Source organism: Candidatus Pantoea gossypiicola (genome assembly GCF_008632075.1).
GTDB lineage: Bacteria > Pseudomonadota > Gammaproteobacteria > Enterobacterales > Enterobacteriaceae > Pantoea > Pantoea gossypiicola.
This window is the reverse complement of record NZ_VWVM01000022.1, coordinates 1-14,712: the sequence shown is the minus strand read 5'-3', so window position 1 is coordinate 14,712 and position 14,712 is coordinate 1. Positions and strand designations below refer to the sequence as shown.

The window sequence follows — 14,712 nt, the reverse complement described above, 5'->3', positions numbered from 1 at the left end:
AGGGGATTGATCGGCTGCCATCGTTCAAACGCAACAGTTACCCGCAAAATGTAACCAGCCATGAGATCCTTACGCTATTGTGCAATCCTGATGTTTTTTGATTTCCACCAGGCAACTCATAGCGTTTGGCCCCTGCGTCAGCGACGACGTACCAATATCGAGCGTCAGTACGTTGGGGTTACCGGCGCGATCAAAAGGCTGCCACGCCTTGCCGAAGCCAGGATCAAACCACGCACCGGTAGCGATAATCACCACGCCCTGCGTCACACCCTCGGTGATCTGCACACCCGCCAGCATCACACCACGTGCGTTGCTCACCTCAATCTCATCGCCTTCCACCAGCCCGCGCGCAGCCGCATCCACTGGATGCATGCAGAGCGTTTCATGTCCGGCCGTTTTATTGCTCTGCACCGTGTCGGTGGCATCCAGCTGGCTGTGTAACCGGTCGGAAGGCTGAATGGAGATCATGTGCAGTGGATAGTCGCGGCTGACTGGCGAACCAAGCCACTCCTGCGGTTCACGCCACTCCGGATGACCGGCGAAGTCATCCAGCTGGTAGTCCGCAATGGTCTGACTGAACAGCTCGATTTTGCCGCTGGCGGTTTTGATTGGATTGGCCTGCGGATCGGCACGGAAATCCTCCATAAACTGATAAGGCTTGCCGCCTTCCGGAATTTCCACAAAGCCGCGCTGCCAGAATTCATCAAACTCCGGGAAATCGATACCTTTGCGCTGATGCGCCGTCGCACACTGCTGATAAAGATGCGCAATCCACTGCATCTCATTGCGCCCTTCGGTAAAGGTGTCGCGATAGCCGAGTCGCTCTGCTAAGTCGGCAAAAATATCGAAGTCGTTGCGCGCCTGATGCTGCGGCTTAATCGCCTGATGCATCGCCAGCACAAAGCGGTCACGTGACGAGCCGCCGATGTCGTTGCGCTCCAGTGTGGTCGTCGCAGGCAGCACGATGTCCGCCATCTGCGCCGCTGGCGTCCAGACGATATCCTGCACCACCACCGTATCAGGCCGTTGCCAGCCCGCCACCAGCCGGTTCAGTTGCTGATGATGGTGGAAAGGATTGCCGCCCGCCCAGTGCACCATATGGATATCGGGGTAGTGCAACGTTTCGCCCTGGAAACGGTAAGGTTGGCCGGGATTGAGCAGCATATCGCTGATGCGCGCCACCGGAATCGACAGCCCTGACGGATTGGGGCCAGTGCTCATCATCGGGGCAGGCCCCTCCTGACGGGGATTGCCGACGCTGTTCATCGACCCATGACCGAAAGAGAACCCCGCGCCCGGCAGGCCAGGTTGCCCGAGCATTGAGGAGAGCGCAATCATCATCCAGTAAGGCTGCTCGCCGCGATGGGCGCGCTGCACGGAGTAGGAGCAGGTAATAAAGCTGCGCTTGCCGGTCAGCTGCTGCGCCAGCTGCACGATGCGGTCAGCCGGGATGCCGGTGATACGGCTGGCCCAGCCGGCGGCTTTCACTACGCCGTCAGTTTCGCCCAGCAGATAGGCGCGCAGCTGCGGCCAGCCGGTGCAGTGGCTGGCGAGAAACGCCTCGTCAGCCGCGCCGCGCTGGGTGATCTCATACCCCAGCGCCAGCATCAGCGCCACGTCGGTGTTGGGGCGAATCGGGATCCATTCGGCGTTCACAAATTCCGGGCAGTCATCGCGCATCGGGCTGATGTTGATGACCGGCGTGCCTTTGGCCGCCAGCTGCATCAGCGCCGGTTTCAGGCTGTGCTGCCCTGCACCACCCGAGGCGACCTGGGCGTTTTTCAGCGCCAGCCCGCCAAAGGCGACAAATATTTCGGCATGTTCCACCACCTGCGGCCACTCGGTGACGCGCCCGGTCAGCGGCATATAGGTGCCGATCACATAGGGCAGAAAGAACTGCGCGGCACCCCAGCTGTAGTTGCCCTGTTGATCGACGCCGCCGCCGCCCTGAAAGTAGAAACGACGCACCAGGGTGCGGGCGTGGTTAACGCGTCCGGCCGATGACCAGCCGTAGGAGCCGTTAAAAATGCCCGATGCACCGTAACGCTCGCGGACGCGGCGATTCTCTTCCGCCACCAGATCCAGCGCGGTTTCCCAGTCGACGGCGACAAAATCTTCCCGGCCCCGCAGCGTGCGGTCGCTCTTTTCGCGTGACTTCAGCCACGAGCGGCGCACCATCGGCTGGCGAATACGTTTGTCTGAATAGACCAGCTCAGGAATGGTGTGGATCATCGGCGACGGATCGGCATCGGCGAAGAAAGGTTCGCAGCCGGTCAGTCGACCATTTTCAGTGACGGCGGTAAACGCGCCCCAGTGCGCCAGATGTGGCACTTTGGTTTTCATCGTTGTTTTTTCACGGTAGCCCGGTGGGGAACTGAGCATAACATGGTGCGACGTCTCAGCAGAAGATGTGCAACAGCGGCCGTTTTTGCCCCTTTTTGCGACAACGCTGGCATTCTGTCGGGTTGATGTGTCCGCCCTTTTCCGTAACACTGATGCGATGTGTAAACGTTTTCCCCAAAGCAGGTCAACGCATGGCTACCATAAAGGATGTTGCGCGACTGGCTGGCGTTTCTGTCGCCACAGTCTCCCGTGTAATCAATAATTCTCCCAAAGCCAGCGACAGCTCCCGTCAGGCCGTAGGTCAGGCGATGGAGCAGCTTCAGTATCACCCGAATGCCAACGCACGCGCGCTGGCGCAGCAATCGACCGAAACGCTCGGCCTGATTGTCGGCGACGTCTCCGATCCCTTTTTTGGCGCAATGGTTAAAGCCGTGGATGAAGTGGCAGGCGACACCGGTAACTTTTTGCTGATTGGTAACGGTTACCATAATGAGCAAAAAGAGCGGCAGGCGATTGAACAGCTGATGCGCCACCGCTGCGCGGCGCTGGTGGTGCACGCCAAGAAAATTCCCGACGGCGAACTGGAAGTGCTGATGAAGCAGGTGCCGGGTATGGTGCTGCTCAACCGCCTGATCAAAGGCTTCGAAAAGCGCTGTATTGCACTCGACGATCGCTACGGTGCCTGGCTGGCGACCCGTCATCTGATCCAGCTCGGCCACCAGAATATCGCCTTTATCTGCTCAACCCACACCATCTCCGATGCCGAAGATCGCCTGCAGGGTTACTACGACGCGCTGAAAGAGCACGGTCTGCCGTGCAGCGATCGGCTGGTGACCTGGGGCGAACCGGACGAAGTGGGCGGTGAGCAGGCGATGACGGAACTGCTGGGACGCGGCAGGAATTTCACCGCCGTCGCCTGTTACAACGACTCCATGGCCGCAGGCGCGCTGGCGGTACTGAGCGATAATGGCGTCCGCGTGCCGGAAGAGATGTCGCTGATCGGCTTCGATGATGTGCTGGTGTCGCGCTATGTGCGACCACGTCTTACCACCGTCCGCTATCCGATTGTTACGATGGCACAGCAGGCGGCCCAGCTGGCCCTGGCGCTGGCCAACAATCTGCCGCTGCCGGAAGTGACTCACATGTTCAGCCCGACGCTGGTGCGCCGTCATTCGGTCAGCGGCCCGGCCTGACGTCACGGCGGCGGGTCCAGCGCATCCGCGCTCCCCGCCGCTCCCCCGCACCAGACGCTAACCTGCTCTCCCTTTTTATACCCGTCAGCACGATCCACCATGTTGAGCCTTCTTTGTTTCAGGTCAAAGCCGTGCGCATTAATTTCCGGAAATCACTACATGTAGGGAATAGAATTCACGCAACCCCTATATGTAGTTGATGGAGAGAGTAATGGCAACGGTGGTAATCAAGCGTGATGGATGCCGGACAGGTTTTGATGCGCAGCGTATCGAGCAGGCCGTCGCGGCGGCGGCGCGGGCAGCAGAGGTCGATGATGTGGCCTGGTGTGCGCAGGTCGCTGAGCGCGTTGCCCTGCGGCTGGCCGATCGTCCGGAGGTGGATATCCGTGAGATTCAGTGTGCGGTAGAAGAGACGCTGATGGCGGGTCCTTATCCGCAGCTGGCACGCGCCTATATTGAATATCGCCACGATCGTGATGTCGCCCGCGATCGTCAGAGCCAGTTACATCACGCCATTCGCGGTCTGGTCGATCAGACCAACGCGGCGCTGCTGAACGAAAATGCCAACAAAGACAGCAAAGTGATCCCGACGCAGCGTGATCTGCTGGCCGGGATCGTGGCGAAGCACTACGCACAGCAGCAGATCCTGCCGCGCGATATCGTTCTGGCGCATGAGCGCGGCGAAATCCACTATCACGATCTCGACTATTCGCCCTTCTTCCCAATGTTCAACTGCATGCTGATCGATCTGAAAGGCATGCTGACCAACGGTTTTAAGATGGGCAATGCTGAGATTGAGCCGCCTAAATCGATCGCCACTGCCACTGCCGTGACGGCGCAAATCATCGCCCAGGTCGCCAGCCATATTTACGGCGGCACCACCATTAACCGTATCGATGAAGTGCTGGCCCCGTTTGTTGAGCAGAGCTATGCCCGGCATCTGGCGATCGCCGAACAGTGGCAGATTCCTCAGGCTGAACAGTATGCACGCCAGCGTACGGAGAAAGAGTGCTACGACGCCTTTCAGTCGCTGGAGTACGAGGTAAACACCCTGCACACCGCCAACGGCCAGACGCCGTTTGTCACCTTTGGTTTTGGCCTGGGGACTGACTGGGCGGCACGGCTGATCCAGCAGTCGATTCTGCGCAACCGTCTGGCCGGTCTGGGAAAAAATCGCAAAACCGCGGTGTTCCCTAAACTGGTGTTCAGCATTCGTGAAGGCGTCAACCGCCGGGCGGGCGATGTTAACTACGACATCAAACAGCTGGCGCTGGAGTGTGCCAGCAAGCGGATGTATCCCGACATTCTCAACTACGATCAGGTGGTAAAAGTCACCGGTTCGTTCAAAACGCCAATGGGCTGCCGCAGCTTCCTGGGCGTTTATGAAGAGAAGGGTGAGCAAATCCATGAGGGGCGCAACAACATTGGTGTGATCAGCCTGAACCTGCCGCGCATCGCGCTGGAGGCGGCAGGGGATGAAGCCCGCTTCTGGACGCTGCTCGATGCGCGCCTGCTGCTGGCTAAGCGGGCGCTGATGACGCGTGTGGCGCGGCTGGAGAAGACCAAAGCGCGCGTTGCGCCCATCCTCTATATGGAAGGGGCCTGCGGCGTCAGGCTGAATGCCGATGATGAGGTAGGACCTATTTTCCGCAATGGCCGTGCGTCGCTGTCGCTGGGCTATATCGGCCTGCATGAAACCCTGAATGCGCTTAGTGGCGGTCATCAGCATCCTTACGATGACGCGGCGCTGCGCGCCAAAGGCGTGGAGATCATTGCGTACCTGCGCGCCGCCACCGACCGCTGGAAAGCGGAAACAGGCTACGGCTTCAGCCTTTACAGCACGCCGAGTGAGAATCTGTGTGACCGCTTCTGCCGTCTTGATGCCGCGCAGTTTGGTCTGGTGACGGGCGTCACAGACAAAGGCTACTACACCAACAGCTTCCATCTCGACGTTGAGAAGAAGGTGAATCCTTACGACAAAATCGACTTTGAAGCGCCCTATCCGCCGCTGGCGAATGGCGGATTCATCTGTTACGGCGAATACCCGAACGTGCAGCATAACCTCAAAGCGCTGGAGGATGTCTGGGATTACAGCTATGACCGCGTGCCCTATTACGGTACCAATACGCCGATTGATGAGTGCTACGAGTGCGGCTTCAACGGCGAGTTCACCTGTACCAGCCGTGGCTTTACCTGTCCGAACTGTGGCAATCACGATCCGGCGCGCGTCTCTGTTACACGGCGGGTCTGTGGCTATCTTGGCAGCCCGGATGCACGACCCTTCAACGCCGGTAAGCAGCAGGAAGTGCAGCGTCGCGTTAAGCATCTGGCCGAAGGACCGCTGGGATGATGCATATTCATCGTTACTACGATGTGGATATCGTTAATGGTCCCGGCACCCGCTGCACGCTGTTTGTTGCCGGTTGCGAACATCAGTGTCGCGGCTGCTACAACCAGAGCACCTGGCGTATTGATTCCGGCGTGCCCTTTACGCTGGCGATGGAGGAGCAACTGCTGGCGGATTTGCAGGACACACGCATTCCGCGCCAGGGCTTGTCGCTGAGCGGTGGCGATCCACTTCATCCGCATAACGTGCCACACATTCGCCGTCTGGTGAAACGGGTGCGACAGACATGCCCTGGTAAAGATATCTGGCTCTGGACCGGCTATCGGATGCAGGAGCTGAATGCGGCACAGCGTGCCGTGCTGGACTATCTCGACGTGCTGATCGATGGCCGCTTTGTCGAAGAGGAGAAGGATGCCACGCTGCAATGGCGCGGCAGCCGTAATCAGATCGTCTGGCAGTTACGCTGAATGACGCGGGATGTCGCCCGACTCAATGATGTTGACGCTCTCACCGCCCGGCGTGAATGCCTGCTGATGCAGACAGCGTGCCACGTCGCGTGCGTGAACCGCCCGCCAGTTGCCCGGCAGCAGTGAAAACAGTGGCCCCGCCAGGCTTTCGCCCTGACGTTTCTGCCTGCGATCCCCCAGCAGCAGTGAAGGTCGCACCAGCGTCAGGCGCGGCCAACCCTGATGACGCAACGCATTCTCCATTTCGCCTTTGACGCGATTGTACAAAAAGGGGGAGTGACGGTTGGCACCGTGCGCACTGACAACCAGCATCTGCTTTGCCCCCAGACGTAATCCGCTTAATCCGCTGTCCACCACCAGAGTGTAATCGACATGGATAAAGGCCTGTTTGCTGCCCGCCTGCCTGCGCGTCGTACCCAGGCAGCAGAATACGGTGTCCAGCGAACATTGCAGCGGTCCCAGAACATCGGTGAGATCGGCTTCTACCGGATTCACCACTTTGTGCATCGCGGGCAGTGGCCGGCGGGTTGGCGCAATGATTTCGTCAATGCGGGGATCCTCAATCAGTAAACGCAGCAGATGCGACCCGACTAAGCCGGTAGCACCGGTCAGTAATACGCGATTCATCTCAGATTCGTCCTTATTTCACTGCTGACGGCTTAAAAGATAGCTGATCTTAACGGGCTGGCTTGCGTTCTCACGCTCAGCGACCAGGCTTACAGCGTTATCCGAAAAGCGCCCCTCGCGCTCCACAACGTTAAGGAGGAAAAAAGATGAGCAAGAAAGTTGCGGTTTTGATTACCGACGAATTTGAAGACTCAGAATTTACCTCACCTGCGGAAGCTTACAAAGGCGCGGGTTTTGAGGTGGTGACCATTGAGAAGCAGGCCGGTAATGTCGTTAAAGGCAAAAAAGGCGAAGCGGAAGTAACCATCGATCGCAGCATTGATGATGTCAGCCCGGCGGAATTTGATGCCCTGCTGCTGCCAGGCGGTCACTCGCCTGACGCTCTGCGCGGTGACGATCGTTTTGTTGCCTTTACCAAAGAGTTTGTCGCCAGCGGCAAACCGATCTTTGCCATCTGCCACGGTCCACAGCTGCTGATTAGCGCGAACGGCGTGCGCGGTCGCAAGATGACCACCGTTAAAGCCGTTGCCATTGACCTGATCAATGCCGGTGCTGACTTCCATGACAAGGAAGTGGTTGTAGACGGCGATAAGCTCGTCACCAGCCGTACGCCGGACGATTTACCGGCCTTTAACCGTGAATCTCTGCGGATTCTCGAAGCGCTGTAAATCCGCTGCGCCCTTTTCAGCGGAAAGGGGCGTTCTATTTTTCCCGCTGCCAGGCAATTTTCTTGCCAAATCCCAGCGCATTATCCGTCATCTTCACCTCATCCAGCTCAATCTCCCACAGCGGGGCCGACACTTTGCGTGAGACCGGAAAACGTTTCTGATAAGCCGCTCTCGCGATCTGCTCTGTTGCTTCCTCCAGCCGTCTGACCCGGCCACGATACTGCACCCCTTTAATCAGCAGCACGGTTCTGGGCTGGCCATTGACGGTACCTGCAACCTGCTGATTCTTCACCATTAATTCACCGTGGCGGGTATCGGGTTCAGTCATAATCCAGAAGGCCATGCGTGTCTCATCAAAGACGTAGTAGCAGTTAGCGCACCAGAGTTGATCGTCGGCGGCACAGCAGAGTGAAAGCACATGCTGCTTTCTGAGGTAACGAACCAGATGGGCGTGATCGGACAAGATAAACTCCTGGCGGTGCACCAGAGCGTGAAGCGCGCTACACTGCCCGGCACCTTTTTTTGGGAAATGATTGCGATGAGTCAGCAGTGGCAACTCTACATCGTCCGGACGGCGAAAGGGAGCCTGTACACCGGCATCACCACGGATGTGGTGCGCCGGGTTGCTCAGCACCAGAGCGGACGCGGTGCCCGCGCGCTGCGCGGCAAAGGTCCGCTGGACCTGGTGTTTCACTGTGAGGCGGGCGATCGCGCCAGCGCCTCCAGACTGGAGTATCAGGTTAAGCAACTGACCCGTCAGCAGAAGTTACTGCTGGTGGCGGGTCAGCCGATCAGCCTGGAGAGCTGGCTAAGTATTACGGCTGGCGATTAAAGGGCTCGGCGTAGTCGATCTGCCCTTCCGCGCCGTCAAAGGCATTGTCCGCCAGACGGTAGACCTGGAACGTTGTCTCTGTTCCCGGCCAGCGACTGCGCAGGCCATGGCGTGCAGCGGGTTCAAAACCAAATCGGCTGAACAGCGCCGGATCGCCCAGCACGACAACCGCGCTGTAGCCAAATTCATTAAGCGTATCCAGCCCCTCATAAATCAGCTTGCTGGCAATGCCCTGACCGCGCAGCGTCTCATCAACGGCCAGCGGTGCCAGCGCCACCCAGCCGCGATCGTCGCCCTGAACGCTGACCGGACTGAATGCGGCATAGCCCAGCACCTGTCCCTCGTCATCCGTGGCGACCACGCCTAAGGTCAGCAGGCCATCTTCACGCAGCGCCTGAGTCAGTTCCGCCTCAGCGGAGGTACTGAAGCAGCGTCTGAGCAGTACGTCGATGCCTGCGGCATCAACACCAATTTCGCTACGGATCAACATGCGGCACCCGCGCGTGCCTGTGTGGCCTTCGCGTCCTGTTTCATACCGGCGTCGACAAATGCCGCCATCTGCTCAATAGCCGTGCGTAACGCGGTGGGCATAGCCTCGGGTTCAATAGCATCCATTACGTTCTTCACCTCAAGTCCCAGTTCTGTGTCACCTTCAATCACCAGACGGCGTTGAAAGAACAGCATGTCGGGATCTGCTTTACGTGCTGCCACCAGCAACAGATCATTGGCATTGCTCCGAAACCAGACATCCGCTTCGGACTGTTGCAATACCGCCAGTCGGCCATCCTGCAGCGTGGTTATCCATTGCAGATTGAGATCGGCAATCCCGATACCCAGCAGGCGACCGTTCAGAAAGTCTAACTCACCTTCAGCCAAAGCATGGCGAAATTGCCAGTTTAAGAGTTGTTGCAGCATCAACTTTTTGACCGGGAATGGGGTGAGCGCTACAGGTAACCCTAAGATTTTTGGACCGTTCTTCACACAATGGGCATGTATCCGCTCTAACACTTTCGTCACTCCCTTCAGAAAATTTTACGTATATTGCCATATCCTTTTCTGCGCGCCTCATCCGGGATCAATAAAAAACGCGTCTATAGCGGGAAAAAACGCTGCCGGGAAAGATGAACTGAAATTTCACTGCCCCAAATCAACACGCAGACCAGACCAGATGCCTAGACTCGACGCCCATCGCATGTTGAGAGGAACACCTATGGAACTGCTCTGCCCGGCAGGAAACTTACCCGCAGTGCGCACCGCCGTAGAAAATGGCGCGGATGCGGTCTATGTGGGACTGAAAGATGACACCAATGCCCGTCACTTTGCGGGTCTGAACTTCACCGATAAAAAGCTTGCTGAAGCGGCGCGCTATCTCCATCAGCATCAGCGCAAACTGCATGTGGCAATCAATACTTTTGCCCATCCCGATGGCATGGGGCGCTGGCAGCGGGCGATTGATGTGGCGGCGCAAAACGGGGCAGATGCCCTGATTCTGGCTGATATCGCTACGCTGGAGTACGCCGCGAAGCACTACCCACAGGTTGAACGTCATCTCTCTGTGCAGGCTTCGGCAACCAATCTTGAGGCGATTCGCTTTTATCATCGCCACTTCAATCTGCAGCGGGTGGTACTCCCGCGCGTCTTGTCGATTCATCAGGTTAAACAACTGGCACGCAGCACGCCGGTGCCGCTGGAGGTGTTCGCCTTTGGCAGTCTGTGCATTATGGCGGAAGGCCGCTGCTACCTCTCCTCCTGGATGACCGGCGAATCACCTAACAGCGCAGGTGCCTGCTCCCCGGCGAAGTTTGTCCGCTGGCAGCAGACGCCGCAGGGCATGGAGTCACGCCTGAATGAGGTGTTAATCGATCGCTACGCGCCCGATGAGAGCGCCGGTTACCCGACGCTCTGCAAAGGACGCTATGAGGTTAACAATCAGCGTTATCACGTGCTGGAGGAGCCCACCAGCCTCAACACACTGGAGCTGCTGCCGGTGCTGCTGCGGGCAGGCATCGCCTCGGTGAAAATCGAAGGCCGGCAGCGAAGTCCCGCCTACGTCGCTGATGTGGCGCGCGTCTGGCGTCAGGCGATCGATCGCTGCAAGGCGCAGCCGGAACAGTTTGACGTCGCGCCACAGTGGATGCAGACGCTGGGCGATCTCTCCGAAGGCACACAAACCACGCTGGGTGCTTATCACCGTGAATGGCAATAAGGAGTCATGATGCAATATGCCCTGGGGCCGGTGCTCTGGTACTGGCCGACCGATACGCTGGAAGATTTCTACCAGCAGGCTGTCCGCAGCAGTGCGGATATTATTTATCTCGGCGAAGCGGTGTGCAGTAAACGCCGCGCCACGCCCTATGCCCGCTGGATGGCGCTGGCGCGTGACGTGGCGTCCAGCGGCAAACAGGTTGTACTCAGCACGCTGGCGCTGCTGCAATCACCCTCTGAGCTGAAAGAGCTGCAGCGCTACGTAGAAAACGGCGAGTTCCTGATTGAAGCGAATGATATCGGCACGGTCAATATGGCCGCTGAGCGCCATTTGCCCTTTGTCGCCGGTCCCACGCTGAATGTCTACAATGCCGACACGCTGCAGCTGCTGGTCAAAGAGGGCATGACGCGCTGGTGTATGCCGGTCGAGATGTCGCGTGACTGGCTGCTACAGCTGCTGGCGCAGTGCGAGACGCGGGGTATCCGGAACCAGTTTGAGGTGGAGGTGATGGGCTACGGTCATCTGCCACTGGCGCTCTCGGCGCGCTGTTTCACTGCCCGCTCGGAAAACCGCGCGAAAGATGACTGCGAAACCTGCTGCATCAACTATCCGACAGGTCGCCGCGTCAACTCTCAGGAGGGACAACAGGTATTCGTCCTCAATGGCATCCAGACCATGAGCGGCTACTGTTATAACCTGGGTAACGATCTGGTGGGGATGCGTGGCAAGGTCGATTGCGTGAGACTCTCGCCGCAGGATACGTCGACGCTGGCGGAGATCGACCGTTTCCGCGCCAATGAAAATGGTCAGGCTCCGCTTATGGTCGCGAAAGGCTGCGATTGTAACGGTTACTGGCGCAAACTGGCGGGTATGACGCTGGCTTCCTGAGTAAAAGCACATACCGGCTATATTCCTGCTGAGGTTAGCAGTTTTAATATAAGGAATGATGCGTAATACTAAATGGTGCAGGTTTTTACGCCTGCGCCATACAACGGGAGTAGTCATGTCTGATAAAAAACCTCTTCGCCTGTCCGTGCTGGATCTTGCGCCGATTCCACAGGGTGCAACCGCACGGGATGCGTTCCATAATTCCCTGGCGCTGGCGCGTCAGGCTGAAAAACTGGGCTTCGAACGCTACTGGCTGGCTGAACATCACAACATGACAGGAATTGCCAGCGCTGCGACGTCGGTGCTGATCGGCTATCTGGCGGCAAACACCGAGAAATTAAAGCTGGGTTCCGGTGGCATTATGTTGCCTAACCATGCGCCGCTGGTCATCGCCGAGCAGTTTGGCACCCTGGCCTCTCTCTATCCTGGCCGTATCGATCTCGGTTTAGGTCGCGCGCCTGGTTCTGACCAGCGCACCATGATGGCCCTGCGCCGTCATCAGGCCAGCATGCACGCGGACACTTTCCCCGAAGATGTGGCTGAGCTGATTAACTGGTTTGATACTGACCCGGATGCGCAATTGCCGGTTCAGCCAGTGCCAGGTCTGGGCCTGAAGATCCCGGTCTGGCTGCTCGGCTCAAGCCTCTACAGCGCGCAGCTGTCCGCGAAAATGGGCCTGCCGTTTGCCTTTGCCTCCCATTTCGCACCTGACCAGCTGTTCCAGGCGCTGCACGTGTATCGTGAGAACTTCCAGCCCTCGGCGCGTCTCGACAAGCCGTATGCCACCGTCTGCATTAACGTGGTGGCCGCTGATAATGAGCGTGATGCGCGCTTCCTGTTTACCTCTCAGCAGCAGCAGTTTATTAACCTGCGCCGCGGCAAACCCGGCCCGTTACCAGCCCCGGTTGAGAACATGGATAACCTCTGGTCGCCGTCAGAGCAGTATGGCGTTCAGCAGGCACTCAGCATGTCGCTGGTGGGCGATACCGACAAGGTGCGTCATGGCCTGGCCTCGCTGATGCGTGAAACGCAGGCGGATGAAATTATGGTTAATGGCCAGATTTTTGACTGCGAGGCACGTCTGCGCTCCTTTGCGATTGCGATGGAAGCGGCAAACAGTCTGTAATCAGTTTTGCGGTGGGCGCAGGCTATCCGGGCTCACCGCCAGCTGACGACTATCCCTGGCAGGAGATTGCCCATACAGGCGGCGATACTCCCGGCTGAACTGTGATGCGCTCTGATAGCCCACCCGATAGCCTGCCGTACCGGCATCCAGCTTTTCCACCATCATCAGACGCCGCGCCTCATTGAGCCGCAGTTGTTTCTGGTATTGCATCGGCGTCATGGCCGTTACGGCTTTGAAGTGATGATGCAGCGAAGAGATACTCATGCCGACACTGCTGGCGAGCTGATCGATCTTGAGCGGCTGATGAAAATTCTCCCGCAGCCAGCGGGCAGCCTGCGCCACCCGGTTACCCGGCCGCTCAGCCAGCGCCATATTCAGGATGCGCGAGCCCTCCGGCCCGGTCAGCAGCCGGTAGAAGATCTCCTGCTCAATCAGCGGAGCCAGCGCCTCAATATCTTCCGGATGGTCAAGCAGACGCACCAGCCGGATGACCGCATCCACCAGCAAGGGTGAAACCTTATGCACGGTAACACCACGTTCATTGTCTGCTGTCGCCAGCGGTAGCGTTGGCGGAAACTGTTCAAGGTAGCGCATCAGCCGGGATTCATTGATGGCGATACCTATCCCGAGATTCGGCTTTTCTGGCGTAGCAACGGTCACGCAGGCACGTACCGGCATATCCAGCGTCACCAGCAGCAGATCCCCCGGTCCATAGTGCAGCACCTCCTCCCCCATATGCAGCGCTTTGCTACCCTGCGCCACCAGCGCAAAACTGGCCCATTGAGCAAAATGCATCGGCTCAGTGGGAGCTGAAACACGGCCAAAAAACAGGCAATCGATGGCGCTGGAATGCCGGCCATCCTCCGGCGCATGACGCGCAATTAACTGTGCCAGCGCCTGCCACTTGTCACTCTCTGTCACTGCGTTCTCCCCTTCCGCTCTCTGTGCCGATATTACCTGACGTCTGGCGAAATGCCTGTCCTGCTGCCGCACTTTTGCAGGATCGTGCAAGAAGCTTGCAGGATTGCGCTACCCGCTTTTCGTTACCCGCGCGCATAGTCTTTCGACGCAATCATTACGGCGGAGAATGACATAATGAAAGCACTGCAGAATAAAATCGCACTGGTGACAGGAGCCTCAAAAGGCATTGGTGCAGCGATTGCCATCGCGTTTGCCACAGCGGGCGCTCGGGTCGTGGTCAACTATCGTCAGGATGAAGCGGGAGCGGCAGACGTGGTCAGCGATATCGTCACGCTGGGGAGTGAGGCCGTGGCGGTACAGGCAGATATCTCTCATCTGCGGGACGTTGAACGGCTGTTTGCAACCACCGTCGCCTGTTTCGGCGCACCGGACATTGTGGTGAATAATGCGGGCAGCTTTCATCACGGCGAGTTTGCGGCGCTGACGCAGGAGGAGATGCAGCAGCAGATTAACGTTAACCTGCTCGGCACGCTGATGGTCTGTCAGCAGGCGATTCGTCACTTTCCTGCCCATGGCGGCAGCATTATTAATCTCAGTGCCCTGAACAGTAAAAACAGCACGCCGGGTTCCGTACTCTGGGCGGCCACCAAAGGTGCGGTGGATACGCTGACTCAGGGGCTGGCGCGCGAGCTGGGCGCAAAAAATATCCGGGTTAATGCGCTGGCACCCGGAATGATTCTGACCGAAGGATTACTGGCTGCGAAGAGAATGAGTCCGCAGCTCAAGGCACAACTGCTGGCTGCTACCCCGCTGGGGCGTTTTGGTCTGCCGGAGGATGTGGCGCAGGTTGCACTGTTTCTGGCATCTGAAGAGTCCGCCTGGGTCAGCGGCGAGCGCGTCATAATCAGCGGCGGTGCCTGACAGGCATAAAAAAAGGGAAGCCAGTGGCTTCCCTTTTTGTTACGACTGACCCGTCCTGAATAGCGTTGACACATTTACCCGGTGTTTTCAGGAGAATGTGATGAAACAGTATGTTAAACGTACACAACGCGATTACTCTCTGTCTTTTAAACTGGCTGTCGTTGAGCAGGTTG

General features: G+C 58.1%; 15 protein-coding genes. 9 read left to right on the top strand and 6 right to left on the bottom strand.

Features of this window, described 5'->3' with window-relative positions:
* Nucleotides 1–69: 69 nt before the first annotated feature.
* Entirely contained in the window at nt 70–2,343 is a 2,274-nt protein-coding gene (locus F3I20_RS20640; protein ID WP_150059929.1) for a molybdopterin-dependent oxidoreductase, read from the bottom strand.
* Between the two features lie 191 nt (nt 2,344–2,534).
* Here F3I20_RS20640 and galR point away from each other — a divergent pair, with 191 nt between their 5' ends.
* The 3 genes from galR (at nt 2,535) to nrdG (ending at nt 6,350) form a co-directional block, all read left to right on the top strand.
* Nucleotides 2,535–3,536 carry an HTH-type transcriptional regulator GalR gene (galR, locus tag F3I20_RS20635; protein ID WP_150038461.1) on the top strand — a complete coding sequence of 334 codons (1,002 nt, stop codon included), beginning with the start codon at nt 2,535–2,537 and terminating at the stop codon, nt 3,534–3,536.
* 211 nt (nt 3,537–3,747) lie between these two features.
* On the top strand, nt 3,748–5,886 hold the full coding sequence (gene nrdD / locus F3I20_RS20630; protein ID WP_150015641.1) for an anaerobic ribonucleoside-triphosphate reductase: 2,139 nt from the start codon (nt 3,748–3,750) through the stop codon (nt 5,884–5,886).
* Nucleotides 5,883–6,350 (top strand): anaerobic ribonucleoside-triphosphate reductase-activating protein, encoded by a 468-nt coding sequence (gene nrdG, locus F3I20_RS20625; RefSeq protein ID WP_150015640.1) that lies wholly within the window; start codon nt 5,883–5,885, stop codon nt 6,348–6,350. The genes nrdD and nrdG overlap by 4 nt, the downstream gene beginning before the upstream one ends.
* On the opposite strand, the gene F3I20_RS20620 is transcribed toward nrdG, so the two are convergent.
* Nucleotides 6,342–6,977 (bottom strand): NAD-dependent epimerase/dehydratase family protein, encoded by a 636-nt coding sequence (locus tag F3I20_RS20620; protein WP_150015639.1) that lies wholly within the window; start codon nt 6,975–6,977, stop codon nt 6,342–6,344. The genes nrdG and F3I20_RS20620 overlap by 9 nt on opposite strands.
* A 146-nt stretch (nt 6,978–7,123) precedes the next feature.
* On the opposite strand from F3I20_RS20620, the gene F3I20_RS20615 reads away from it, so the two are divergent.
* On the top strand, nt 7,124–7,645 hold the full coding sequence (locus F3I20_RS20615; protein ID WP_033731332.1) for a type 1 glutamine amidotransferase domain-containing protein: 522 nt from the start codon (nt 7,124–7,126) through the stop codon (nt 7,643–7,645).
* Between the two features lie 34 nt (nt 7,646–7,679).
* On the opposite strand, the gene F3I20_RS20610 is transcribed toward F3I20_RS20615, so the two are convergent.
* Nucleotides 7,680–8,108, bottom strand: a complete 429-nt coding sequence (locus F3I20_RS20610) for a YhbP family protein (RefSeq protein WP_150015638.1) — start codon at nt 8,106–8,108, stop codon at nt 7,680–7,682.
* 75 nt (nt 8,109–8,183) lie between these two features.
* Here F3I20_RS20610 and F3I20_RS20605 point away from each other — a divergent pair, with 75 nt between their 5' ends.
* On the top strand, nt 8,184–8,477 hold the full coding sequence (locus tag F3I20_RS20605; protein ID WP_190285988.1) for a GIY-YIG nuclease family protein: 294 nt from the start codon (nt 8,184–8,186) through the stop codon (nt 8,475–8,477).
* Here F3I20_RS20605 and F3I20_RS20600 read toward each other — a convergent pair.
* Entirely contained in the window at nt 8,461–8,967 is a 507-nt protein-coding gene (locus F3I20_RS20600) for a GNAT family N-acetyltransferase (RefSeq protein ID WP_150015636.1), read from the bottom strand. The two genes, F3I20_RS20605 and F3I20_RS20600, sit on opposite strands and share 17 nt — an antisense overlap.
* Nucleotides 8,961–9,485: a ubiquinone anaerobic biosynthesis accessory factor UbiT gene (ubiT, locus tag F3I20_RS20595; RefSeq protein WP_150038459.1), complete on the bottom strand. Its 525-nt coding sequence runs from the start codon at nt 9,483–9,485 to the stop codon at nt 8,961–8,963. The genes F3I20_RS20600 and ubiT overlap by 7 nt, the downstream gene beginning before the upstream one ends.
* Before the next feature lie 202 nt (nt 9,486–9,687).
* On the opposite strand from ubiT, the gene ubiU reads away from it, so the two are divergent.
* The 3 genes from ubiU to F3I20_RS20580 all read left to right on the top strand — a co-directional run bounded on the left by ubiU (nt 9,688) and on the right by F3I20_RS20580 (nt 12,697).
* Nucleotides 9,688–10,683 carry a ubiquinone anaerobic biosynthesis protein UbiU gene (ubiU, locus tag F3I20_RS20590; RefSeq protein ID WP_150015634.1) on the top strand — a complete coding sequence of 332 codons (996 nt, stop codon included), beginning with the start codon at nt 9,688–9,690 and terminating at the stop codon, nt 10,681–10,683.
* Between the two features lie 9 nt (nt 10,684–10,692).
* A complete protein-coding gene (locus F3I20_RS20585) occupies nt 10,693–11,571 on the top strand; it encodes a U32 family peptidase (RefSeq protein WP_150015657.1) in 879 nt (292 codons plus the stop codon).
* A 115-nt stretch (nt 11,572–11,686) separates the two neighbouring features.
* The gene (locus tag F3I20_RS20580) at nt 11,687–12,697 is read left to right on the top strand and encodes a luciferase-like monooxygenase (RefSeq protein ID WP_150015633.1); all 1,011 of its coding nucleotides are present in this window, start codon (nt 11,687–11,689) and stop codon (nt 12,695–12,697) included.
* Here F3I20_RS20580 and F3I20_RS20575 read toward each other — a convergent pair whose 3' ends face one another.
* A complete protein-coding gene (locus tag F3I20_RS20575; protein ID WP_150015632.1) occupies nt 12,698–13,618 on the bottom strand; it encodes an AraC family transcriptional regulator in 921 nt (306 codons plus the stop codon).
* A gap of 174 nt (nt 13,619–13,792) precedes the next feature.
* Between F3I20_RS20575 and F3I20_RS20570 the strand changes: the two genes are divergently transcribed.
* A complete protein-coding gene (locus F3I20_RS20570; protein WP_150015631.1) occupies nt 13,793–14,539 on the top strand; it encodes an SDR family NAD(P)-dependent oxidoreductase in 747 nt (248 codons plus the stop codon).
* Nucleotides 14,540–14,712: the final 173 nt, after the last annotated feature.